The organism is Bacillus sp. Root131 (genome assembly GCF_001429475.1).
GTDB classification, from domain to species: domain Bacteria; phylum Bacillota; class Bacilli; order Bacillales; family Bacillaceae_G; genus Bacillus_A; species Bacillus_A thuringiensis_S.
This window is the reverse complement of record NZ_LMJQ01000044.1, coordinates 24,486-49,787: the sequence shown is the minus strand read 5'-3', so window position 1 is coordinate 49,787 and position 25,302 is coordinate 24,486. Positions and strand designations below refer to the sequence as shown.

The following is a 25,302-nucleotide window of genomic DNA, read 5'->3' as shown; positions in this document are numbered from 1 at the left end:
AGTTTACCTAAGAGGAGTAAACTTCTTCTTCTTTGTTATTGTACTTCTATTACCTTATTTACTTTTTGTAACGACTTGTAACCATGTGCTTCAAATGCCTTTGCAAATTCATTTGATACGGCAGTGCCATATAAATCTTTTGCAGCTTGTACGATGTGAGATTGAAGTGATTCAAAGTCTTCAGCGGAAGTTGCATAATTTTGCAATGCACGCATAACAACTTTGCTTACTTTTTCATTGCCTTGTTTTTGAACAGCAACACCGTTATATGTTTTACCTTCAGCTAATTGATATAATACGTGACTGATAATACCAGAATTCACGTGTGATTCTTGATTATTACCATCATTATAGAAATCTTTTAAATTTGTATATAATTTATGACCGCCGTCACCAATTTCCCTTGGGATATCACGAATTGTTAGGCCACCTAATGTATCGCCCATAATCCAGTTTCCTTTATCTTTCTTTACGTAATATTCGATTTGTGTACCCCAGAAATCCGCTAATCCCTCGTTTAGTGCAGATGTTTCAGCGCTTGGATATCTCACGACTTTATTTTTCGTCGTGCCACTGAATACAGCATGTCCAAATTCATGAGCTGTTACATCAAGAGCTGATGTTAGTTTGCCGTCTAAACCATCACCAAATACCATTTGGTTCCAAGCGGGATGCCAAAACGCATTTACATAGTCTTCTTTTATACCATCACTAACTTCAGTAGAATCAAAACCGTGTACACTAGCAACAACTTTTGAATCTTTATTATCGTAACTTTTTAGATTATGTTCTTTCTTAAAGTAATCATAAATATCACTCATGTTCTTCATAGCGCCCGCGGCTTCTTTATCTGCAAAATTAGGAGTGCTACTTGAAATTAGTGTCCCTGGATAACCAGCTTGACTATATCCCCCGAGGGAATCGGCGTAGTTTGCATTATAAATATAAATACCATTTCCGCGTGATAAATCCGCTAAATAAAATTTCCCATCAGTTCCTTTGGCAATATTGAAAGAGATGTTTTCTTGAAGTGCATTTTTCCCAGTTCCTTGCTCACTTGCAGTGGATAATCTAGGTGATGTTACTTGATTTATAGTCTTATTCTCTTTGTTTTTAATGAATTTTTCTTGGAAAAGTACTTCACCAGTTTTTAGATCAACGATAGCATTGCCATTTATAATTTGTTCATTGTTTTCATAAGTAAATGTAATAACAGTTGCGAATGTATAATAGCCATCTTTTTTCTTATAAACAACGGTTTCGCTAGAGAATTCTGTCTCAACCGCATCACTTGGAATTTGAACTATATCGCGTAATTTAGATTTCACTTCATTTTTCGACAAAAAATTTGTTATAGTAAGATTAGGTTGTTGATTTAAATTTTGAACAACTTTACCACTAACAGTTGTGATCACTCCATTTTTATCTACTTTTACAATGAGATCTTGGCCATATACTTTATAGTTTTTATATGTTTGTGCAAGGCGAACTTCGGTTTGATTTTCTTTGGTTTCTTTATTTGTAGGTTGGAAATCTACATTTTTTTCAGTAGTGACTTGTTCTTGTTGAGCTTTAGCCCCATCTACCTCACCTTTTAAATACTTTTTAGCAATATTTTCTTTCGTATCATTTTGAGGTTGTGTTAATTTCCCGATTGTTAAACCAGGCTGAGCAATTTCAACTTTGACTGCACTTTTGTCTAATTCTTGAGCATGAATAGCTTCTGTTGATAAAGGGTAAAGAAGACCGAATGTAACGAAAGCACTGGCAAGTTTTCTATAATTCATCTATAACACTCCTAATCTATTATTGTATGTGAGATGAATTGTATGAAAAATTTGCCGAATTTTATATATATTATGCATTATTTCATATCAAAAATTGTCGAATGCACATTATTGTAGTGGTATGACAACTTAAAAAATTAGATTGTTATAATGGGATGGTGAGTAAGTATGCAAGCAGAGAAATTAGGAAGTGAAATTAAGAAAATTAGAGTGTTAAGAGGACTAACACAAAAACAGTTATCCGAGAACATATGTCATCAATCGGAAGTAAGCAGAATTGAATCGGGTGCAGTATACCCAAGTATGGATATATTGCAAGGTATTGCAGCGAAATTACAAATTCCCATTATTCATTTTTATGAGGTACTCATTTATTCGGATATTGAAAGAAAAAAACAGTTTAAAGATCAAGTCATTATGCTTTGTAAGCAAAAAAGATATAAAGAAATTTATAATAAAGTATGGAATGAACTGAAAAAGGAAGAATATCATCCTGAATTCCAGCAATTTCTTCAATGGCAATATTATGTAGCTGCTTACGTGTTGAAAAAAGTCGATTACGAATATTGTATTTTAGAATTAAAGAAATTGCTCAATCAACAATTGACAGGAATTGATGTATATCAGAATCTTTATATTGAAAACGCAATTGCAAACATTTATGCTGAAAATGGCTATTTGAAGAAGGGTATTGATTTATTTGAACAAATATTAAAACAATTAGAGGCATTGCATGATAATGAAGAATTTGACGTGAAGGTAAGGTATAATCATGCAAAAGCATTATACTTAGATAGTCGATATGAAGAATCACTTTATCAAGTAAATAAAGCGATTGAAATATCATGCCGAATTAATAGTATGGCATTAATTGGACAGCTATATTATCAAAGAGGTGAATGCCTAAGGAAGTTGGAGTATGAAGAGGCAGAGATTGAAGATGCATATAAGAAGGCAAGTTTCTTTTTTGATATATTAGAAATGCATGCATATAAAGAAGCGCTCGTAAATAAAATCAGCAGATAAACAACCTAAAAAGTGGATATGCATAATTGCATACAATGTGAATAAATTTTCATGATATATTAAAAGTAAAAAATGTGGGTGATGGAATATGAAGAAATTACTTATTGGTAGTTTATTAACGTTAGCAATGGCATGGGGTATTTCATTAGGTGATACAACATTAGAGAAAAGTCAAATAATTTCTCATAATGATCAAGAGGTACAAGTAGCTGCAGATTTACCTTTTGAGTTTTAAAAAACAACCGCCTTATTTAGACGGTTGTTTTTTTATGGAGTAACATCCAAACGTCTTTACTAGAAACAGGTTTGCTAATAAAGAATCCTTGAATGTGATCACAATTTTGTCTATGTAAAAATTCCCATTCTTCTTCCGTTTCTACACCTTCTGCAATCACTTCTAAATTTAGTTCTTTTGATAGTGTAATAATGGAAGAGACAATTGCTTCTTCTAAAGGACTATTTGTAATTCCACAAATAAACTCTCGAGCAATTTTTAATGTGTTGATTGGATATTTTGTTAAATAAGCTAAAGAACTATAACCAGTTCCAAAGTCATCGATTGAAATTTGAATGCCGAGATTTTGAAGCTGTTCTAGTTTTGCAACTACAGATTGATTTTGATTAATTGCGATGCTTTCCGTAATTTCAATATCTAGTGCTTCTGGTTTCAGTTCTGTTTCTTCTAACACCTTTGAAATAGTTGGGATTAAATCAGCATGGTTAAATTGAACAACAGATAAATTCACACCAACTTTTAAGTGAGAAAAACCTTGATTATGCCATCTTTTTGCCTCTAAACAGGCAGTACGTAAAATCCAATTACCAAGTTCAATAATAAAACCAGTTTCCTCTGCTAGAGGAATAAATTGGGCAGGAGATACGATACCGAGTTTTGGATGCTTCCAACGTATTAATGCTTCAAAACCGATAATTTCTTTTGTTTTTGTGCTTACTTGTGGTTGGTATTCAAGGAAAAATTCATTTTGTTGTAATGCTTTTGAAAGTTCACCTTCTAAGAATTGAATTTCATTTTGAGCGATACTCATTTCTTTTGAGAAGAAAACAAATCTGTTTTTTCCATTTGCCTTCGCACGGTACATAGCCATATCAGCATTTTTCATTAACTCATTTACATCAGTTCCATAATCAGGATACATCGCAATTCCGATACTCGGTGTAATAGAGAGTTCTTCGCCTTGAATGAAGAATGGTTTGTTTAAAATAGTTAAAATCTGTTCAGCTATAAAAATTGCACTTTTTTCTGAGTACATTTCTGGTAATAGAATGGTAAACTCATCTCCACCTTGGCGAGCGACGACATCTTTTGAACGCAAGCAACCGCGTAGTCTGTTTGCTACTTCAATTAATAATAAATCTCCGACGTCATGACCAAGTCTATCGTTAATTTTTTTAAATCGATCTAAATCAAGGAACATGACGGCGACATCATTTGCGTTAGTTTGGGCTGTATTCAAAATGGCTTTTAAATCTTTTTCGAACTTTCGGCGATTTGGTAATCCAGTAAGTGCATCGTGAAAGGCTAAATGTTCTACTTGTTTTTGTTTTTCATATAAAGTGGTAATATCACGCGCTATCCCAAACATTCCGACCACTTCTTTGTTTATAAAAGTAGGGATAAGTGTAATATGGAGATAATAATAATAGCCTTCTTGTTCTTTTGTACGAACTTCTAACGTTTGTGGCTTACCTTCCTTTGTAATTTGTAAAGCCTTCTTAAGTAGTTCGTGGTCTTTTGAATCAATGAAGTGTACCAGAGAATAGCTTGCCACTTCGCAATAATAGGCAGTAAATAAGCTTTCGCATGCCTTATTAGATTGTTGAAAAATGCCATTCATATTTAAAGAGAAAACGGCATCGGGATGATCTTCGAATAAAGATTTATAGCGTTGTTCACTTTTTGATAATGCAAATGCACCTTCTTCAACTTCGCCCTCTAGTTGTGTAGTCAACTGTTCATATGTATGGATTAGTGCTTGATTATCTTTCCACATGTAAAGTTGCCGCAAGAATAACAAAATAAGTGATAACACGAGGCCGATTAATATGAATTTATCATCCCAAGGTTGAATGATAATAAAAGAAAAAGTAATAATTATACTAAAATAAGGTAGTATAAAACGTATATAATCGAATCGATAATATTTTGCTTTCGTTTCATGCTGCATTGGTTTATCCAAAATATATAGTATGGAAGAAAGTCCAATTAATAAAATAGAAGCAGTGTGTATTAAATAATTAATTTCAGCGGAAGTTTTCATCCCAAAATTCAATTGAAACAGATGAATATAACCGTATACGAGTATAATAGTGAAACCGATAATTAATGCGATTCTACTAGAAGAATATTGTTCTCTTCTATATAGGCTAATAACGGCGTAAATTACTAATGATTGTGCAATAAAATACCCAATTAAAATCCAAGTGTCCTTTGTTAACATGCGGAAGCTTGAAATATCTAAGATAAAAGTTAAGGTGAAATAAATGTTCATAATAATAATAATAAAGATGCTATCGAATGAGAATTGAGAAAGTCCCTTAATAGAGTAATTTTTTATAAACTTTATAGCAAATCCAACAAAGAGCAAAATATATTGTATGATAAAAAAAGGTAATGCTTTATATGAAAATATAGATTGATTATGCATGGAAATCGAACTAAGAAATAGGGTTATCTCCATAACTAATCCACATAGGCAAGTGCATAGTAATAAAATCCAAAATAGTTTATCACTGCGTTTCATTTTTTTAATAGCTTTATATAAACAGTGGCAAGAAAAAAGTGCAGCAAAACAGAATAAGAAAAGAATCCCAATTTCCTTTATATGCGACTCATTTGGAATAAAGAGTATCCAAAGAGCAAATATAGATATGTATATTATGACAAATTGTACATACTTTTTTTGATTAATCATATTATGACTCCGTTTCAATAAAGTTGAATCTCGGGGGAATGCTAATTTAAATAATAGCATATAAAATAGGATGTTTTTTACTATAAAAATTACTTTTTTGAAAAAATGGTGCAAAGTTACAATTTACCACTGTAACATTGCACCACTTATTCTTTTAATGCCTCTTATAGCAGAAAGTTCATCTATTAATCGGAATAGTGCTAAGTCTTTTTGTTTACTTTCAATCATAATATCGAAATTATGATTGTTTTTTTTTGCAACGTGTAAGAAGGGCTTAATAAACTCTAAATCGATATATTCAGCATGAGCCCTAAATTCTTTTTCCGATCTTGGGGAGGAAATGTGAACTTTAGGAGAGATATTTGTATGTGACCAAGTTTCAAAAATTGCAGGAAGCAACTCTTCTAGTGGTTGCTCGCAAAGATTGGCCATATGATGATGATAATCAAATACAAATGGGATATTTTCTTTTTGGCAAATTGATAAAGTTTCAGAAGTTGTATACGTTTTATCATCGTTTTCAAGGGTCATTTGTTTTTTTATATGTGCAGGAAGTTTTTTTATGTTTTCATGGAAGCGCTCAATTGCCTTTTCTTTATTTCCATAGGCTCCACCTACATGAATATTAATGTAAGAAGAATCTGCAATGCCTATAGCATCCAATATTTTATAATGATAAGTCATATCCGTAATAGCGTTAGTAGTAATATGTGGCTTGTCACTTGTAAATAAAGTAAATTGATTTGGATGAAAACTTATTCGTAAATTGTGTTCTTTAATTAAAGCCCCTATTTTACGCCAAAGTGGTGTGAATACCCCAATATAGTCAAACTCGACTTCGGGATGTGTTGCAAGTGGGACGATGGAAGACGATAGGCGATATAGCGGGATTTCATGCGCTATATTGTAATGAAGGATACGTATTGTGTGCTCTAAATTTTGCCTTATAACATGGTACAATTTGTCTTCTCGCTCTTGTTTGCTGAGTTTCTTAAAGCTTGTAAACGTCATTGTTTTGGCAGGAGAACAGTCCCAGAGTGCCATTGCATGTGAGACATATCCAAACCGCATAATCATATGAGATACACCTCTTTTATTCATTGTCTTTCCTATAAAAAGAAAGCAAGCATTGTTCCAATCCATTCTTTTCCTCTATCGATAAGAGAAGGTGGGTTTACATCGCTATAGGAAAGTACGGATGCATTCTCTAGATCTTCATGGAATTTATTTTTTACTGTTCGAATGAAATGTTTATTATATAACAGGCAGTTTATTTCATGGTTAATATATAAACTTCTCATATCAAAGTTTGCTGTTCCAATATCACAAATATCATCATCCACTATAATAATTTTGGCGTGAAAAAAACCTTGTTGAAATGCGTAAATATTGCAACCAGCCTGTATTAATTTTCGGCAGTACGGGAATTTTGCTTCTCGAACGAGAGGGTGATCAGCTTTTTCTGGAACGAGAATTGTGATTTGAACCCCTCTCTCTCTTGCTTTTAATAAGGCATTCATAATTTTTTTTCCAGGAATGAAATATGGTGTACCAATACAGATTTCTTTTTTTGCTCCGTTAATTAAATGTAAAAAAGTATGCTGTAAATAAGCACCATCAGTCGGAATAAATTGATGCATTATGGTACCTGGGTTTTGTTTTGGAAAATAAAGAGAAACATCCAATAAATTCTGTTTCGTATCATCAAACCAGTCATGCAAAAATTGCTTTTGTAAATCTTGAACCCCTTCTCCTGTAAGACGTAAATGATAGTCTCGCCATAATCCTAAATATTCATTATGCCCTAGATACTCTTCGCCGATATTAAAGCCCCCGATATAGCCAGTTTTCCCATCAATCACTGTAATTTTTCTATGATTTCTTTGATTGGCAGAAAAGAAAAGTAGAGGAAATTTTATCTTATGACAAAATGAAAAAGATACACCATGTTTTCGCAGGGAGCGAATAGCTTCGTTTGATAAATAATGGCTGCCAAATCGATCAAGTAAAAGTCGTACTTCAATTCCTTCCTGAGCCTTATCAATCAGCAACTTTAAAAATTCACGACTGATTTTATCGTTTTTTACAATGAAGAATAAAATATGAATGTGGTGCTGTGCTTGTTTTATATCAGTAAATAAGGCGTCATACAAATCTTTCCCGTATGTATAAAGGTGAAAATCACTTTGACGTAAAGGGAAAGTGCGAGAGCTTACCCGCTTTAAATGAAGAAGTCTCCCGTATGAAAGGTCAATTGTAATCCAAAGAGCAACGGATATTAACAAAAGAGATAAGTAGAGCATCAGTGAATTCCCTCCTTCGCATTCTTTTCACCTTCAGTGTGTTACAAATGATACGGGTAGCACGGTTGTTATTATAAATTTCATCAGAGGATAGTATGTTGCACTGATTAAAGTTTCACTTTATCCCGCTTTAACGGGCAGTAAGCTTCCTGCTTCAAAAATTGATGAATAAGTAGAAATTAGTTTGGAAATCAACTGCCCGTAAAAGCCCGATTGGTTCAACTAATAATCAGTGGGGGATGAACCACCCCTATTGATTAAAGTTTCACTTTATCCCGCTTTAACGGGTAGTAAGCTTCCTACTTCAAAAACTGATGAATAAGTAGAAGTTAGTTTGGAAATCAACTGCCCGTAAAAGCCCGATTGGTTCAACTAATAATCAGTGGGGGATGAACCACCCCTACAGATTAAAGTTTCACTTTATAGTTGTCTGACGACAAAATTTAGGGTAGTAAAGAATTAACTAAATATCTTGTTTTTGGTGGGATACTTAGTTTTACAACTTGCCTAATTTGTGTCGCAACCTGAAGACAGCCTTTTGGTAAGTTATCTACGATATGACAGAATTTTGGCATGATAGCCACAAGAATAACTCGACCATGAAGAGCAGTATTTATAATTTGAACAAAAGTATATAAAGCCATTCTATAGATTGGGGTATTTTTTATATTTGAACCACATGTAGAAGAAGAGTGGCAGGGAACTTTATAAATAATATCGAAAATATAGAGGGAATAAGGTAGAAAGAGGTGAAATTCCCTTGTATTCGCCGGTTACTATGTCACGAAACATGTATTATGGCAGTAATTTTTGGAGTGCATACAGTCACAAATTAAAACGAGATGTTCGCTTCTATAGTGATTTAGAGTATGAACATTGGTTATTAGTTGAAACCAATTCTGATATTGCTGTTTTTTGTGAACAGCCATTGAAAATAGCATATGAATTTGAAGGGAAAAATACACATACGATTTTTGACATGTGGGTACAAGAACGAAGTGGAAAAGAATACTTTGTGGAAGTGAAATATTCACAAGAGATGCGTAAGGGAAACAAAAAATACAATCGAACAATGAAACAATTAGAAATTCAAAGAGCTTGGTGTGAGGAAAACAAAAAGGAATATAGAATTATGACGGAAAAGGAAATTCGTGAACCGCGTATACATTTAGATAATATGAGGTTACTTGTATCTCTTACTAATCACTTCATTGAAGTGAATCCGTATCAAGAAGAAAAGATATTAAACTTAATCAATAATGGCTGTTTCTCTGTTAGTGACCTCTGCAGTTCTTACCCATCTATTCCATTGCGAGATATTTACATTATTCTAAGTAAAAATATCTTTGAGGGAAGGATACAGGCAAATCTAGACAATTTAGATTTTGGATATAAAACGGAGGTATGGAGTGATGGTTAGAAGAAGGCTACTAGAGGAATTAAGTGTTGAAGAATGGATGCTGGACTTGAAAAATTGGCCTAAAGTAGATATTACATTATTAAGTAAAGAACATCAGGGAATGTATTTAAAACGTAAGCAGGCTATGGATTTATATTTTATGTCTGAAAGGTCTGTGACAGATATTATTCAACAAACAGGCATTACATATAAGCGAATCAGTTATTTTGTAAAGCGTTGTCTATATCCTAATAATAATGGGTCAATTTTTGGCTACACAGCTCTTATTCCATATAAAAGAATAGACAAAAATCAATTTCCTTCGGCTCCTCCAAATTATATCGATACAGGAAAAGCTGGTTCTTTTACAGTTTTATTAAATACACATCCTCAGTTAAGAGTTTTTTTAGAAGACATGGTCTTGCCTAAGAAAAAAAATGAAATAGTAGAAAAAGGTATGATGATAAAAGTATTGCATAAGAAATTTTTACAATTATGTAAAGAAATCGGAATCCAATCCCATCAGTATCCCTTCACAACAAAGGATTTTGCAAAACGTTCTTTAGAAAGGTATATTGTCAAATTAAAAAAAGAACATCTTATTGTATATACATTCCAAGAAAATAAAGAGTTAGGAAGTTATATGGCTCATAATGGAGTAGGAGTAAAAAATCATCCTCTCATTGCTCGTCCATATCGTAGGGTGCAATTTGATGCACATAAAATTGATATTTTGATTTCAATTACATTTTTAACACCAGAAGGTGATGAAGTAACTAAAATTTTAGATCGTATTTGGATATTAAACATAATTGATGAAGCAACTCGATGTGTCTTAGGCTATCATCTTTGTTTAAATAAAGAATATTCTTCTTGGGATGTTTTGAAATGTTTGCATAATGCAGTAAAACCACAGGTGGATCCGGAATTTTCTATTCCAGGTTTGAAGCTGTCTGAGAATGCAGGTTTTCCTTCTCAAAAGTTTGAAACGTGTAAGTGGGCATTATGGGATGAATTTTTAATTGATAACGCTAAAGCAAATGATGCACAACTAGTAACGGAGAAGTTAAAACATGTTATTGGATGTTCTATCAATCAAGGACCTGTAAGTATGCCAGAAAGGCGACCTATAATTGAGCGCTTTTTTGGTTTGTTAGAAGAGAATGGTTTTCATCGTCTTCCAAATACAACTGGAAGTGATCCGACAGATACGAAACGAAATAAACCAGAAGAATATGCAATTAAATATAGAATATCCGAATGGGAGATAGAAGAATTAACAACAGCGCTAATTGCAGAATACAATGCTACACCTCACAGTGGATTAGGTTATTTATCTCCATTGGAGGCTATGGAGCAACGCATTCAAAGATATTTTGTTCGAACTTTGGGAGAGGAAGAACGAGAAAATCTTTCTTTTTTTGTATTACGTGCAAAGAGAACCATTCGAGGAAAGGATCGAAGACCATATATTCAATATAAGGCGGTGGAATATAGGAATGATATTATAGCAAACTTACCGGATCTTGTAGGGACAGAATTAGAATTATTAATAGATATTGATGACTTGCGTTCTATTCGTGCATTTTTTCGAGATGGTAGCGAACTAGGTTTACTATATGCAACAGGAAAATGGGGGATTAGCAAGCATTCCTTAAAAACAAGAGAGGCGATTATTAGCTTGCGAAATAAAAAGCTAATTCATTTTACAGAGTTTGAAGATCCAATTGAAGTATTTCAGCGTTACCTAGAAAAGAAAGGAACAAGGTATAAGACAGCTCGAAATCAATTAGCAAATCTAAAAAAAGAAAGAGAAAAAGAAGTTCCTTCTTCAATCCCTGCTTTCGAGAGTGAAGAATCATCCTTAATACAAAAAGAATTTATTGAAATAGGTTCTAAAAATAAGAAACGCCGATTTACTAAAACATTGGGCTATTAGGGAGGGGGAAATTTGTGAGTGAAGATTTTTATGTTGCAGGTCGTAAAAAATTAGCGAAGCGAGGTAACTTGCATCCAGTACAAACAGGAAGGTACATTTTAGCGACGAATGAGATTGAAAGATTATATGATACTGTACATCGTTGGATTACAAATCGTACTCCAGGTGGAATTGTATATGGAAGACCGCGCTTAGGAAAAACAAGGGCGATTCGATTTTTACAATATGCTTTGCGAGAAGATTTTAAAGATCTCCCTATATTTGTTATAAAGTGTAATCATCATAAACAAGCTACTGAAAGAGTATTTTTTGAAGAATTATTGCGTAATGTAGGGCATGGAGACTCTAAGTCAGGGACACTAAATTCAAAAAGGGAGCGTTTATATCGTTTTTTGTTAGAATCAGCTTATAAGTCTTTAGAACAAAAGATTGTTTTTATTATGGATGAGGCTCAGGAGTTACAAGATAATCATTATCAATGGCTTAAGGATATCTATAATGAATTAGATAATTGTGAAGTTAGTTTAACATGTATTTTAGTAGGGCAAGAAGAACTCTTACGTCAGCGTGCAGCGTTTATTCAAGTGAAAAAACAACAAATAGTAGGTCGTTTTATGGTACATGATTTTAAATTTATGGGAATCAGGACGCTAGATGATTTACAAACATGTCTTCGAGGTTATGATGATGAATCAGAATACCCTTTAGGAAGTGATATTACTTATACACAACATTTCTTCTTAGAAGCATATGAAAAAGGATTTCGTTTATATCAGTATGCGGAAGAGATGATGGAAGCATTCCGTAGGGAACGAGAAAAAGCAAATTTATCTGCAACAGCTGAAATTCCTATGCAATATATTACTAGTACTATTGAGTATTTACTTTTGCAATATGGAAGGTATGGAGCAAATGTTTATCAAATATCTAAAAATATGATTGAAGAAGCTATTTGGTACTCGGGTTATATTGAAGCGGAGGTTTGTAAAAAAGGGATATGAAAATTTTAAATATGGTGAATCGAAAAGAAAGTATAAAGTATACTTGGGATGAAAGATGGGTACAACCGTATGAATCGCCATTTAGTATTTTTCAAAAGTTAATGTATGCTAACGTATGGTCTTTTAAAGAGCTATACAGGGAGCTAGGTTCTTCAGAGTTTAAAAGTAGAAAAACGCCATTAATAAGTTATAAATTTGGAAGTTTATATACGTTAGAAGGTTTTGATCTCAAGGAAATATCTTGTAGGTTAGGGGTTGATATGCAAAGTAATTATTTAAATGTTTTGTCAGAGTTAATGGATTGTTTAGGTGTGAAATTGTGTAGATATGAAGAAGAATTGCAGTATTGTGCAGTTTGTCTAAAACAAGGATACCATAGTATATTCCATCAATTTCATTACATTAATCAATGTTTTATTCATGGTACACCTTTACATAAAAGTTGTCCCAAATGTCATTTAGAATTTATGTATAATTTACGTAACTTGCAATTACAAAAACCTTTTCAATGTTTATGTAGTTATAATTTTTTAGCTGAAAATAGTGAAAGAAAGTTTTTCAAGAATTGGTCAGTTCCGATTTCAGTAGATAATAATCAGTTTATTCATAATATTTTTTCGTTATCAAAATCAGTCACTGAACAAATAAAGCGAATGTACATAACAGAAGTACCTCAAAAAGAAAGGGCAAATATAGATATAGTATCAGTTGCTCTTAATTATCCCCAGAAACCCGATCATCTCACATCCCAAAAGCTAATTTATACTAGAACTAGAGATCGTGTATGTTATCTCAAAACAGAAATGAAGCTTAAAACAAAAACTACCAAATATAATTATCTTTCTGATTATGATGGGGAAGAAATGTTTTGGACTATGCAAAAAATATATAAAGCAATATCTCGAAAAATTCGTAAGTGTTTATTAAAAAAGCATAAGAAATGTTGGAAGTATTATCAGCATAGAACTGCATTCTATAATAAGCCACTTTGTCCATATGTATATGCTTACGTGCATTGGCAAGGAGAAATTCAAGGTCGCAAGGAGTGTTGTTCGATATATAATTCATATTCAAGATTTTATTTTGAAGAATTTGAAACATATTCAAAATCAGATTGGAATTATATGTATAGTATATATGAGTTTATAAGAAATAATGTGATTGTAAAGGATCCTTTATATCACGACAACACTAAATCTATGAGTCAAGTTACTCCGAATTTCTTTGTTACGAAATGGATATTAGCAAAAATATATGCGCTTATTTTACTAGCAAAATTCCATTGTTGGTTTGAAATCGCATTGGAGTATGCTCCAAGGGATAAATTGTTTTTTCAGGCTCCTTCTAAGTTTCACATATACAAAAAAAGGTACTATCCGTTTTATTTGTTTTATCTTCCAGATAGGGATAGAGATTTTGCAGAGTTTATTTTTAAAGTGCAGCATGAACCTACAATGGAGATAAATCCAATTGGACATTGTCCAACTATTAATAATGAGATAAGAAATATATAGATGTTTATCGATTTGATTTTTGATATATAACTCAAAATATTGCGGATATAGTATCTCATAGTGATAGAAAAGAGGGTTTTCCAAATAACGGAAAATCTTCTTTTGGTTTTGGGATAGAATTTTTAAATGCTCCTTTCTATTAAAAGGTCGTTATTTCAATAATAACAATTGTTATGAAATTAATCCTTATGGTAAAATAAGTTAACCTATAATGAACAGTCAAAGGCTTTTTTGAATAAATAAGAAAGGCTGCGATAAGAAAATAAAGAGGTATAGTCAGAAAGAAATCTTTATTAGTTAACTTCTTTCTTTATGAAACAGTGTTTTAGATTATTGCTCATAGAGCAGGTAGAAAAAGATAAGAAGATATGCATAAAATCGCTATATATGCATATAAAGTATATGTTTAGTGTCATGAATATAAATTAAGTAAATAGAGGGGAAAGGGAACTATATGGATGTAAATTTAGAAAAACTTAGAAAAGATTATCAAGATGATAAGATAGTACCTTTTATTGGAGCTGGATTGTCGGTACCTTTCAATGTTCCAAATTGGAAAATGTTAATAAATAATATTACCGAAAAATATGTTGCGCAGGAGAAAGCTTTTATTAAGGAAGTTGTTAAAGAAGAATTGAGAAATAATGATTATTGGGGAGCTATTGATGCATTAATGAAATATGTACCAATGATCGATCAAGACATACAGGAAGAAGTAGTAGAAATAATTAAAGAAAAACAAACTAAATTGCATGATGATAGTTTACATAATTATTCTGATATTGGAGAAATGAATTTTAAACTTCATTTAACAACAAACTATGAAAATTTACTAGATGATTACTTGAAATGTGATAATCGTCCTATTTTACTTAAAGATATTCAATTTAGTACGCAACGATTATTTGATGAAAAAAGGGTATGTCATCTCCATGGATTTACATCGAATTCGGGAACGATTGTTCTTAGTAGGGAGAGCTATTCAAATCTATATATGGAGAATAAATATGAGAATTTATTAAAAGTAGTTACAGGAAATAAGAAACTTCTATTTATGGGTTTTTCTTTTGACGATCAATTTGTAAGTACGTTAATTAAAGATCATAAAAAATATTTTAACGGGACTCATTATATTCTTTTAGATAATCCTACTAGCGAAAAAGTAAGAGAGTTACGAACAAAATATGGTTTACTGACTATTCCTTATCAAAGTGAGAGTTCTTCGCATACAGAGGAAATAAGAAAGATATTAAAATACATATCCGAACCTATTACAGTGGAAGTGGGGAACGCAAATTCAAATGTATCTAGTGGAGAAACTGCCAGCCCAATTATTATAGGTGCAGGATTAAATGATATGGATCAAAATGTGGAAAATAATCTCTTCTATAAAAAATTAAAACTCGAAAATATAGATCCTTTAATGATTAAATTAAGTTCCATTTTTTATATTTCTGCAGAAATATATATACGTGAGTTAAGAAAGGTAGGTATATCGATAGAGGTTATTGATGCAATGTTAGGTAAAGTTTTCGTGAAGTATATGGAAAGGTATGCTGATACATATAATAGGTATGGAGATAGTCAAAAGTTTCTAGAAGTTGTCCATAAAAGTTTAGAGGGGATTGAATTTGGGAGATATGCTGAATTATTTAAGGGTAATAAATCTGATGAAAATGAAAATAGAGGTTTGATACACATTTTAGCTGAAGAGGAGGAAAAGGGAGTATGGTGGGGAGGTCGACGTTTAAATGAGTAAATTGAAAAGAAAAAACATGTCAGTTCCTCTATCTATTGAACTTTTATTTGATAATGAAAAATTAGATTTGATAAAAACTATGGGGCTTTTATATGCGTGTTTTTTACAAAACAAGAAGAAATATCGAAAAATCTCAGAACTTGTATTTTATTATAGTTTAGTTAATTTTGATCTGATTAAATTATTTGAGACTGGAGAAGAGAATAGAAGTAAAATATCCCCCAACTTGTATTTTAGGTTTCAGAATAAAATAAATCAAATACTACTGAACCTGTCTGATTTGAATTTTATAGAGATAAAAGGCAATCTATCTTTTAAGACAGGAGACTTAGCGGCAAAATTAACTAAAGGTGGATTAGAATTTTATGAAGAAATGGATTCAGAATACTTTTCTAAGTTAGTAGAAGATTACATTTATGCAATGAATCAAGTAGATTATACAGCTAATAATCTGAAGGTATTGAGGGGGATATCGTAATGAATCGTATTATAATTACCAAGTTAATTCTTCAAGGAACAGCATACAAACGAACATTAAGGTTTAAAGACGGACTAAACATAATTAGTGGAGATAAAACATCAGGAAAGTCATTAGTTCTTAGCTTAATTGATTATTGTCTAGGGAAGAGCAAAAAAATTGATTTAAATGTTCAAAAGCAATTAGATAAGTATTGTGATCAAATTTTTCTTGAGATACAAGTTAACAAAGAAACTGTTACTTTAAATCGCTTACTAAAACAAAAACAGGGAAAAATAAGCATTTATTATTGTGGATTTAATGACTTGGAGGGGTATACACCTAAGACAGTAGAGCTTAAAGAGGTATTACACTTTCTAATGAGAAAGCTAAACATCAATGAATATAAGCTTATTAAACATAAAAAACATAGCACAAAACAGGAATTAGAGAAAATATCATTTAGAGATATATTTAGATACTCTTATATTCATCAACATGAATTGGGGACTCATGATTTTTTAGAAAACAAATCTACATTTAAAAGGTATAAAAACCCTTATGCTTTTGAATTAATGTTTAATTTAGTTGAAGCGGATAAAGATCATTTGCAGGAACAGTTGGTAAAAGTAAGGAATGAAATTGAGGATACAAATAAAGAGATAACAGGTTTGAAATCATATTTAAAAGATAAAGATGCAGAGGATTTTAATGAATTGTCTAGTAAAGCAACTAGATTTAAAAATGAAATCGAACAACGTAAACTAGAAAAAAAATCAATTATAGAAAATAGTAAAGCCAATAGCAATAATGAAAACAAGATGTATATTAGATTGAAAAAGGATTTGACGGAAATTGCAAATCAAATATTTGATTTGCAAAAACAAAAGAACGAATTACAGAATTCTGTAAGAGCAAAAAGATTATTGATAGAAGAGTATAATCTTGAAAAGGAAGAAATAAATGCTACGTTAGAGGTTAATTATAAATTGGCAATTTCAGAGCAAAATATTGAATGTCCACTTTGTAATTCGACCGTTGCAAATCAAATTCAAGAAATAACTAAAGATAGTGTTACTCCAGAAAAGACATTATTGAAAATTAAGAAAGAGATTAACAATAAAATTAATTTGGTAAATAATTTGATTAGTGGTGACAATAAAGATATTGAAGATATAGATATAAAAATAGAAAAGCTAGAAAAGAAACAGGAGATTTTAAATAGAGCTATTACAGAATTCGCAAAATCCACAGATGTTCCGTTTCTTTCGCAATTAGATTCTATCAATAGCATAATAAATAAATTAACTAAAAATCAAGAAATAGTAAAGGAATGTATTAGAATACACCGTAAAATTGATGAGAAGTGTAAACTAATTGATGATTTAAATAAAGAAGTGAAACGATTAGAAAAAGATATTGCAGCTTTAAAAGTTAGTCGGGATGTTAGAAAACAAATTTTCAATTTCCTAAATACTGAATATAAGGGATTTATGAAAAGATTAAAATACGATATAAATAATGAAACGTATGTTGATTCTGAGAGTTATATTCCTTACCATGAGGGGGCAAGTGTTTACGAACATGAGAGTGGTGGTCTATTAGAATGTATGCAACTATCTTATTTAGCGGCAATTCTATCAAGTAAAAAAGAAGGTTATGCAGTGGGGCATCCAGGCTTTTTAATGCTGGATACTTTAAGTAAGTATCTGGGTACAATTCAAGTAGAATCCATAGAACAAGCGGAAATTAAAGAAGAAGAACGTATAAATGATCCCGAAGTTTATGAGGAAATTTATAAAATTTTAATTGAACTAAGCAATAAATATCAAATCATTATTGTTGATAACACGCCGCCAGAAAAGGTGAGTGGGTATACAAATTATACTTTCTTCTCAGGTGAAAAAGGTTTAATTAATATTAATATTAATGAATTTAAAGAAGAAGACTAAGTATAAATTAAGAAGAAAAGATTATTTAATGCTATAAAAATATGTAAGATGAAAAATGTGGAAAATAGATCCTTTTGTTTTTGTTCTTAAGTTAATGGGCATGAGGTCACCATATAATTTGAGGGAAATTGTACGTTTAGACACAAAATAACCGATTCCCTGGACATAAAGGAATCGGTTATTCATTTAGCTTTATTTAGCTTTTACTTTCTCGAACCATTGTTTAAATTCACTTTTGCTGTTCATACCCATAATTCTGTCTTGCTCTTTTCCATTACTAAAATGAATTATAGTAGGAGTACCCACTATATGATATTTTTCCCAACCTTCTTCATATTCCAAAAGGTTAAATTGTTTTAATTCGACGCCCATTTCATGAGTTATTGGGGTTACAATCGGTGTTACTTTCTTGCAATGTTCACAAGTTGGGCTGTAAAAGTATACAGTAATATTTTTTGAGTTAGCTATCTCTTTATCTAATTGTTTAGGTAAAATAATATTTTGATACAATGGATCGTTTAATTGTTTACGTGTTTCAGCATGAATATCTTTTTTTTGATATGGATTATTATCATCGTTATTAAAAGTAATCATTAAATACATACCTATAAAACCGGTAGTAATAACAAACAATGTAATAATAATTTTCTTCAATGTTGTTCACCTGATTTCTTAAAATATATAAATAATGCACATAAGAAAATGATTACAAATGCGGTTAATGCAAGGAATGGAATTGTAATAAAGTCAAACCAATTAATATATTGTCCAACACATGGTATTCTCCCGCAAAAATGATCACTTTCTATATTTATTATCCCTTTTTGAATTCCATAGTGATAACTAGAAATAAATATACCTAATATAGATAAAGGAAGTACATAAATTACATAATTATAATCCTTTCTAATAACAGCTATTGCCCCAGTTACTGCAATAGGATACATTAAAATTCTTTGAATCCAACATAATTTACATGGCTCATATTTTAATATTTCTGAGAAAAACAGGCTGCCCATAGTTGCAATTAATGCAACGACCCAAATTAAAAACAATAGATGATTAATATTTTTTTTATTTATCAAAACAAAGCACCTCTATAGTAATAATTAATTCTTCTTAGATAAACTATCTATTATTTTTTTTACATTTATAATTTTAATATCTTGATCTTTTTGCTTACCTACATCTGAATTATTAATCAGAATATCCTCTACATTTTCAGCTGTAATTTCAGGATAATTAGATAATAAATAAGCAACAATACTAGTAACCACTGGAGTAGCAGCTGAATTACCTCCAAACAAACCTTTATGATTCTTTTGATCAGTTCGAGTAGTTAATAATTCTTCCCCTGGAGCAAATATGTCTACTTTTCCAATATCTGAGATGTTTATAGGTTTTCTATCTTTATTAATCGCTCCAACACTAATAACTCCTTTATAAGAAGCTGGATAATATAACTTGTTTTTAGAGTCATTACCATTAGAAGCAATAATAACAACACCTTTAGATAAAGCTTCATTAACGGATTTTTCTAATACCTCATTCTGTTTAGTGGTTCCTGAACTAATATTAATAACTTTAGCTCCTTTTTTTACGGACAAATCAATGGCTTTTGCTAAGTCATTTGAAGTCATGCCCATATCTGTTCCAGATTGAATTGATAATACTTGGCTTTTAGGTATTAATCCACCTGGATTTGTATAACCATCTCCATTTGATATTAAAATTCCAGCAACCATAGTACCATGGTACTGCTGTGATACTTTGGATTTTTCATCTAAATAAAATTGATCTAAATTAGTATCTTTTAAAAAATTATTATTTAAGTCAACACCTGTATCAATAATAGCTATTTTGGGAGTTTTTTCTTTATATGGTAAATAATCTTCAGCATTAATTATTTTTAAAGTTTCACCATACATTCCTTTACTGTAGACATATTTCCACTTATAGAATCCAAATATGGAAACAATCAATATAAATAATAACAATAAAACTACTATTTTCTTTTTCAAAAATAATCACCTCTGATGAATTTATAATGTAAAGTTACCTTTACTGTAAAGGTTGCTTGACAGTAAAGTTAACTTTACATTATAATGATAAGTAACAAAAACATTATATAAAGGAGGATATAAGTTTGAATGCAAAACAAATTAGAAGAAATACGAAAAAAATTTAATTATTCGCAAGAAAAATTAGCTCTAAAATTAAATACAACTAGACAAACAATAATATCTATTGAAAAAGGAAAATATTCTCCATCTCTACCATTAGCAATCAAAATTGCAAGACTTTTCAATATGAAGGTAGAAGATATTTTCTTGTTAGAGGAGGAAAATAATGAATAGTAGAACTTCATTTCTTGGTTTAAGCATATTTTTTATTTTAATAACATTTGGTTTAAGTTTTGTATCGTTTATGGCAGGAAAAACGCTTTTCACTTTAAATGGTTTAACGACATTATCTTTTAGTATACTTTCATTTTCTGTTTGGTATCTTTATGCTGATTTTAGTAATCAAGATGAAAGAGCTAAATATATAAGAAAAAAAACTATAAACTTTTCATATTTTATTTTGGTAGTCTTAATCGTAGTATTTTATGTATTGTCAGTATTAAACGTTATATCATTAGATACGCCAAAACTGTTTCAAATAATTACTTCTACTGCCGTAATTATTTTATCTATATCTTGGATAATAATTACTAAGAAAAATTAATAGCTTTCTGCTTAAAGCAGAAAGCTATTAATTTTTCACTTTTTATTGTCTTAAAGCTTTTCCTAAACAATATCCAATAGTACCACCACTGATACTTGATCCAGCATATAGACATGGTGCACAAGCTGCGCCACCAGTACCTACACAAGCTGCACCACAAACAAATCCTAAAGCTGCAACTGCTGCCCAAGGAACACCTTGAGAACTTAAACAATTTTCAAAATAACTATAAGACCATTGTGGTTGAACATCTGGTTTTTCCATTACTACATCAGTAACTTTTTGACCATTTGACCATGTTTTTAATGCAGCAGTATCTTCATCTAACTGGTTTAAGTTAACTTCAAATACTGATACTAACTCTTTGTTTTGATTAAAGATTACAGAAAAACCGCTAAATGTCTCTGTTGCATTTTCCCCTTTAGTTGATACTTTTACAAAGTAGTCTCCATTTTCAAGAGTGCGTACAACAACATCATCTAAATTTAATTTGCTATTCTCTAAAGATTCAAGCTTGATTTTTCCATCAGCTAGATTTTTTTCTACTAATTTAGTGAAAGTATTTTCTACTTTTTCACTAACAACATTAGTTTTTTCTTCAAAATCTTTTGACATTTGTTCGTATTGCATAGCTGGTCCTTTAGCTGTGTCAGATTGCTCTGCATTTACATTTCCTGCAAAAGAGGAAAATCCTAATGATAAAGCCATTCCGAAAGCTAATACTGATGAAACACATTTCTTAAACATAAAGCCACTCCCTTTTTATTTTATTATGCAAATAAACAATAACATAAAAAAGGGAAAAATAAGCAAAATTTGAGAAATATGCACAATTGCATATTTCTCAAATTTTGCTTATATCAATATAAAATAACATTGATTTAATATTAATTTGTACAGAAAAATCAGTAATATCAATGCTTTCCAGCTATAATCATGTTTGTAAAGTGTGTAAACAAATCAATGTTTAATTAAACTTAATTTTTATCTTTCTGAACATGTATTTATATTTAAAAAGTATTGTAATAATAAGGGGCGAAGTCCGTACTATACAATTTTACCAAAATGATATAGTGGCCTCTTATAGATTCCTAAAAGCTAATGAAATGTAAAAAGTTTGATATAAGTTCAATTTGACTTTAGGAGATAATTTGCGTTGTATTCAAATGATAAATTGCACATAAAAAAGCTTTATTTTGGATGAAAAATACTTCACCGAACAAAAAAATAAGATAAAGTTGTTAAAAAGTCTGACTTGAAGAAAAAACTCTAGACATTTATCCAAAAATAACATTTATAGCATGCTATTGACTAAACGTTACTTTAATCCAAAAAGTTAGCATATAATGACTAGTATGTTTTACAAACTAGTCATTATATGCTACAGTGTTTTTAACTAGTATGTTTTACAAACTAGTTAATGAACGATACCGCATTTCTAACTAATATGTATTACAAATTAGCGAGGTGAGTAAATGAAAGAAACACAACTACTAAAGGGGGTACTTGAAGGTTGCGTGCTATCTATTATTAAACAACAACAAGTATACGGTTATGAACTTGTACAAATAATGCGTGATTATGGGTTTACAACAATAGTAGGTGGAACGATTTATCCTCTACTGCAAAAGTTAGAAAAACAAGGGTTAATTAAAAGTAAGGAGCTCACTTCACCTGATGGACCAAATAGGAAATACTTCTTTATTACACATGAAGGAGAAGAACAACTAGAGGGTTTTGAAGAGCAATGGGGTTCATTGATTGTAAAAGTGAATCGGATTTTGACAAAAGTGGAGAGTGAATTGGATGAAAAATAATACCGCTAAACAATTAGTGGAGCAAAATAACAAGCTTAGAGAACAGCTATCCCCAGAAAATAAAATATATTATGAAGATATTTTATTGTATATGCGTACATTTGGTTTTTTCTATGAAGAATTAGAAACAGAACAACACTTAATGGTAATATTACAAGATATTTTAGAAGCACAAAAACATGGCGAATCGGCAGAAGAGTATTTAGGTAAAAATCCAAAAGAGGTTGTCGATCAACTGACACAGCAATTTGATAAACCTTCATGGAAATCGATTTTTAAAATTAGTGGTTTAATTTTTTTAATTAGTATGTTTTACGATATTGTAGGTAGTTTTACAGCCCCATCATTACAAATAAATGGATTGGTTATATTGTTGAATGGAATATTCTCCATTGCATTCGTTTATGGTGTTTTTAAATTATTACACCTGAGTATTTATATGAAAACGCAATTACCAAGGTTAATTAAATTTTTCGTAGTATGGATAATAGCAATGATTCCGTTTGGGGTATTTTTCCTCATTCGACTTTTTACACCAAAACAAGGAATTTTTAAAATTGGTACCCCATTTGATTGGATTGCCATTCTTGTTATTTTAATCGTGTCTATCGTTTATGTTATATTCAAGAAGAAACGTGAATTCTTTGGGGGTCTTACTTACGTTGTCGCTTTAGGAATATTCGGTTTATTGTTAAGGATACCACAAACGAAAGAATTAGTTCAGGGTGGTAAAAACCAAACTTTTGTCATTCTTTGTATTATTGTGCCTATTGCGCTCTACGCACTAGTCGAATGGTTACTATTTCGAAAAATGGAAGATGAAAATTAGTTATGAATAAATAGTGCTTACAATGTAGAGTTATCATTTTAACACTCTTTAAATGAACGATAATACTTCAAATCGTAACATCCATATATAAGGTAATCCCCGCATTTTTCTCAAATATTTTTAAAAGTGCAGGGATTTTTTTATTAAAAAATCAACATTTTTAGTTTTGATTAAACTTTATTGTCAATTAATATCTTCCTCGAGTTCTTTTTGAATACGATAAACCGTTGGTCTGGTCACGCTGTTCTTTTCAGCAACCTTCTTTATAGGTAATCCTGAATTTAACATTTGTACGATTTGATAATAGACAGCTTGTTTTTGCGGATCTCGCGCACCTGGCCCATAAAGAGTCGACCAAAGCTCATTTAGAATTTTACGATTGGAGAGATAAAGCATCGCATCTTTTTTATAAAAACTGGGACTTTATTTAAAAAAACATCAGAAAAATACGTTTGAAATAAGTTTGATTAGGAATATTGTGCACATCTTTATTTGGAGCGAAGTATAAAGAGTCCATTAAAAAAATAATTAAAATGGATTCTTTCACACCATATCTAAAAATATTAAGAAAGTTTGATTATGCAACCAAATCAAACCTTCCAAAATTTTCAATTTTAACAAATACCTATTTAGATTGCATTTTCATGATGACATCGATTACACAAAAAAAATTGTTGAATTTTTTACCAATACTTTATCTAATACTCCAACTGGCATTTTTGATTTAGTTGGTAGGTTTAATCAAACAATAAACTCTTCTCCTTCAGCTATTTCTTTAGAACAAATAGAACAAACAAGTTTTACTTCGTTGAAAAATGATAACAACCTTCGCACCGCCCTCTATTCATCTTGTAAATCCTGTCTTTGTTTCAATCTTAGTCGATATACATAATACGTTGGTATAGAACCACACATAAGTAAAATGCTTCCTAATAATAGGCCGTCTTTCCATCCATAGTTTGGTGTAATAGAAGTAAGGTAGGAAATAAACACTACAATAGTAGTTAATACTACCAGCCGAATAATAAATGATTTCTGAGGGTTTATTATTGCCCTCTCTTGTTCTACACTAATACTCATTGATAAATAGGCAGATACGATTGATGTTAAAATAAATACCATCCAAAGAGGGTTCTCGCGCATTCTATCAAGTCCCCCCTGAAAAAAGTCATAACCAAGAATGGATAAGATTCCTATGGTCTGAACAATATACGTGATTTTAATATTTTTTAAGTTCCTTAAAATGAGTCTTTCATCTGTAATTTTCTTCATTTAAAATCCTCCCAATCCAACCAAAATATCTCATCTAATTTTGCATTTACGGCATAACAAATTTGTAAACATAACTTTAGTGATGGGTTATATTTACCTTTTTCAATAAGGCTGACAGTTTGCCTTGTAATTCCAACAACATCAGCAAGCTGTTGTTGTGTCAAATTTGCTTTTACACGACCAATTTTCACGTGATTTTTCATATCATACCTCCATAAACGAATGTAACTTATATATTGCTTAATGTAAATTATAAATTACAATGTATTCTAGAAATAGTTCTGTATTCTAAGATATAAGATGTTTTTTTGGCACCTAAAAATAATTATATCCTAATAAAATGTATTACAATAAATATCCTTTAGGATATTAAATCCAAAGGTATAAAACAGTACAATTTTTATAAACAACTATGCTTAAACTTTATTTCAAAGTCGTAATAATCTTGGAGGGTTTCTATTGGGTTATGTGAAATTTAATACTGGGGTATTTTTTCCCATCTCCCGAAGGATGGGCAAAGAAAACCTACTTAAAACCTATGCAATTTATCTCCTAAAGTTACAGTTCAACTCTTTTACTTGCCAATA

At 30.9% G+C, this 25,302-nt stretch carries 24 protein-coding genes; 13 read left to right on the top strand and 11 right to left on the bottom strand.

Annotation, left to right across the window (positions count from 1 at the left end; all coding sequences use genetic code 11):
- Positions 1-35: 35 nt before the first annotated feature.
- Complete coding sequence (locus ASE54_RS31860) at positions 36-1,787, bottom strand: M4 family metallopeptidase (protein ID WP_001109525.1); 1,752 nt, start codon at positions 1,785-1,787, stop codon at positions 36-38.
- 168 nt (positions 1,788-1,955) lie between these two features.
- On the opposite strand from ASE54_RS31860, the gene ASE54_RS31855 reads away from it, so the two are divergent.
- On the top strand, positions 1,956-2,813 hold the full coding sequence (locus ASE54_RS31855) for a helix-turn-helix domain-containing protein (protein WP_001147494.1): 858 nt from the start codon (positions 1,956-1,958) through the stop codon (positions 2,811-2,813).
- Between the two features lie 88 nt (positions 2,814-2,901).
- Positions 2,902-3,048, top strand: a complete 147-nt coding sequence (locus tag ASE54_RS31850; RefSeq protein ID WP_000734733.1) for a quorum-sensing peptide PapR — start codon at positions 2,902-2,904, stop codon at positions 3,046-3,048.
- A gap of 16 nt (positions 3,049-3,064) precedes the next feature.
- Here the strand turns inward: ASE54_RS31850 and ASE54_RS31845 are convergent, their stop codons facing one another.
- The 3 genes from ASE54_RS31845 to cls form a co-directional block, all read right to left on the bottom strand.
- The gene (locus tag ASE54_RS31845; RefSeq protein ID WP_014895366.1) at positions 3,065-5,746 is read right to left on the bottom strand and encodes a DUF4084 domain-containing protein; all 2,682 of its coding nucleotides are present in this window, start codon (positions 5,744-5,746) and stop codon (positions 3,065-3,067) included.
- Positions 5,747-5,869: 123 nt separating this feature from the next.
- Positions 5,870-6,823 (bottom strand): UV DNA damage repair endonuclease UvsE, encoded by a 954-nt coding sequence (gene uvsE / locus ASE54_RS31840; protein ID WP_014895365.1) that lies wholly within the window; start codon positions 6,821-6,823, stop codon positions 5,870-5,872.
- A gap of 32 nt (positions 6,824-6,855) precedes the next feature.
- Positions 6,856-8,049 carry a cardiolipin synthase gene (gene cls, locus ASE54_RS31835; RefSeq protein WP_000966425.1) on the bottom strand — a complete coding sequence of 398 codons (1,194 nt, stop codon included), beginning with the start codon at positions 8,047-8,049 and terminating at the stop codon, positions 6,856-6,858.
- A 760-nt stretch (positions 8,050-8,809) separates the two neighbouring features.
- Here cls and ASE54_RS31830 point away from each other — a divergent pair.
- From ASE54_RS31830 to ASE54_RS31800, 7 genes are all read left to right on the top strand, one after another.
- On the top strand, positions 8,810-9,469 hold the full coding sequence (locus ASE54_RS31830; protein WP_014895364.1) for a TnsA endonuclease N-terminal domain-containing protein: 660 nt from the start codon (positions 8,810-8,812) through the stop codon (positions 9,467-9,469).
- The gene (locus tag ASE54_RS31825) at positions 9,462-11,387 is read left to right on the top strand and encodes a hypothetical protein (RefSeq protein WP_000252419.1); all 1,926 of its coding nucleotides are present in this window, start codon (positions 9,462-9,464) and stop codon (positions 11,385-11,387) included. Before ASE54_RS31830 ends, ASE54_RS31825 begins: the two co-directional genes overlap by 8 nt.
- Before the next feature lie 14 nt (positions 11,388-11,401).
- Positions 11,402-12,388, top strand: coding sequence for an ATP-binding protein (locus ASE54_RS31820; protein WP_001994917.1), 987 nt, complete (start codon positions 11,402-11,404; stop codon positions 12,386-12,388).
- Positions 12,385-13,902 (top strand): hypothetical protein, encoded by a 1,518-nt coding sequence (locus ASE54_RS35515; RefSeq protein WP_003255271.1) that lies wholly within the window; start codon positions 12,385-12,387, stop codon positions 13,900-13,902. Before ASE54_RS31820 ends, ASE54_RS35515 begins: the two co-directional genes overlap by 4 nt.
- A 454-nt stretch (positions 13,903-14,356) precedes the next feature.
- On the top strand, positions 14,357-15,661 hold the full coding sequence (locus ASE54_RS31810; RefSeq protein WP_000383003.1) for an SIR2 family protein: 1,305 nt from the start codon (positions 14,357-14,359) through the stop codon (positions 15,659-15,661).
- The gene (locus ASE54_RS31805) at positions 15,654-16,139 is read left to right on the top strand and encodes a hypothetical protein (protein ID WP_000040281.1); all 486 of its coding nucleotides are present in this window, start codon (positions 15,654-15,656) and stop codon (positions 16,137-16,139) included. The genes ASE54_RS31810 and ASE54_RS31805 overlap by 8 nt, the downstream gene beginning before the upstream one ends.
- Positions 16,139-18,070, top strand: a complete 1,932-nt coding sequence (locus ASE54_RS31800) for a hypothetical protein (RefSeq protein ID WP_001079794.1) — start codon at positions 16,139-16,141, stop codon at positions 18,068-18,070. Before ASE54_RS31805 ends, ASE54_RS31800 begins: the two co-directional genes overlap by 1 nt.
- A 192-nt stretch (positions 18,071-18,262) precedes the next feature.
- Here the strand turns inward: ASE54_RS31800 and ASE54_RS31795 are convergent, their stop codons facing one another.
- The 3 genes from ASE54_RS31795 to ASE54_RS31785 are packed head-to-tail and all read right to left on the bottom strand — an operon-like array spanning position 18,263 to position 20,091.
- Positions 18,263-18,724, bottom strand: coding sequence for a thioredoxin family protein (locus ASE54_RS31795; RefSeq protein WP_000720267.1), 462 nt, complete (start codon positions 18,722-18,724; stop codon positions 18,263-18,265).
- Complete coding sequence (locus ASE54_RS31790) at positions 18,721-19,155, bottom strand: disulfide oxidoreductase (protein WP_000608724.1); 435 nt, start codon at positions 19,153-19,155, stop codon at positions 18,721-18,723. Before ASE54_RS31790 ends, ASE54_RS31795 begins: the two co-directional genes overlap by 4 nt.
- A 24-nt stretch (positions 19,156-19,179) precedes the next feature.
- Positions 19,180-20,091 (bottom strand): S8/S53 family peptidase, encoded by a 912-nt coding sequence (locus ASE54_RS31785; protein WP_000727301.1) that lies wholly within the window; start codon positions 20,089-20,091, stop codon positions 19,180-19,182.
- A 129-nt stretch (positions 20,092-20,220) separates the two neighbouring features.
- On the opposite strand from ASE54_RS31785, the gene ASE54_RS31780 reads away from it, so the two are divergent.
- Both ASE54_RS31780 and ASE54_RS31775 read left to right on the top strand, forming a co-directional pair.
- Complete coding sequence (locus ASE54_RS31780; protein WP_001180107.1) at positions 20,221-20,427, top strand: helix-turn-helix transcriptional regulator; 207 nt, start codon at positions 20,221-20,223, stop codon at positions 20,425-20,427.
- Positions 20,420-20,797 (top strand): hypothetical protein, encoded by a 378-nt coding sequence (locus ASE54_RS31775; protein WP_001088673.1) that lies wholly within the window; start codon positions 20,420-20,422, stop codon positions 20,795-20,797. Before ASE54_RS31780 ends, ASE54_RS31775 begins: the two co-directional genes overlap by 8 nt.
- Positions 20,798-20,839: 42 nt before the next feature.
- Here ASE54_RS31775 and ASE54_RS31770 read toward each other — a convergent pair whose 3' ends face one another.
- Complete coding sequence (locus ASE54_RS31770) at positions 20,840-21,544, bottom strand: hypothetical protein (RefSeq protein ID WP_001994911.1); 705 nt, start codon at positions 21,542-21,544, stop codon at positions 20,840-20,842.
- Positions 21,545-22,272: 728 nt separating this feature from the next.
- Between ASE54_RS31770 and ASE54_RS31765 the strand changes: the two genes are divergently transcribed.
- Together ASE54_RS31765 and ASE54_RS31760 are read left to right on the top strand one after the other, a co-directional pair.
- Entirely contained in the window at positions 22,273-22,614 is a 342-nt protein-coding gene (locus tag ASE54_RS31765; RefSeq protein WP_000665426.1) for a PadR family transcriptional regulator, read from the top strand.
- The gene (locus ASE54_RS31760; protein ID WP_000794938.1) at positions 22,604-23,443 is read left to right on the top strand and encodes a hypothetical protein; all 840 of its coding nucleotides are present in this window, start codon (positions 22,604-22,606) and stop codon (positions 23,441-23,443) included. Before ASE54_RS31765 ends, ASE54_RS31760 begins: the two co-directional genes overlap by 11 nt.
- 183 nt (positions 23,444-23,626) lie before the next feature.
- Here the strand turns inward: ASE54_RS31760 and ASE54_RS37480 are convergent, their stop codons facing one another.
- The 3 genes from ASE54_RS37480 to ASE54_RS31745 all read right to left on the bottom strand — a co-directional run bounded on the left by ASE54_RS37480 (position 23,627) and on the right by ASE54_RS31745 (position 24,918).
- Positions 23,627-23,839 carry a helix-turn-helix domain-containing protein gene (locus tag ASE54_RS37480; RefSeq protein ID WP_000966429.1) on the bottom strand — a complete coding sequence of 71 codons (213 nt, stop codon included), beginning with the start codon at positions 23,837-23,839 and terminating at the stop codon, positions 23,627-23,629.
- A 444-nt stretch (positions 23,840-24,283) separates the two neighbouring features.
- Complete coding sequence (locus ASE54_RS31750; protein WP_000724353.1) at positions 24,284-24,715, bottom strand: hypothetical protein; 432 nt, start codon at positions 24,713-24,715, stop codon at positions 24,284-24,286.
- A complete protein-coding gene (locus ASE54_RS31745) occupies positions 24,712-24,918 on the bottom strand; it encodes a helix-turn-helix transcriptional regulator (protein ID WP_000788735.1) in 207 nt (68 codons plus the stop codon). The genes ASE54_RS31750 and ASE54_RS31745 overlap by 4 nt, the downstream gene beginning before the upstream one ends.
- Positions 24,919-25,302 lie beyond the last annotated feature (384 nt).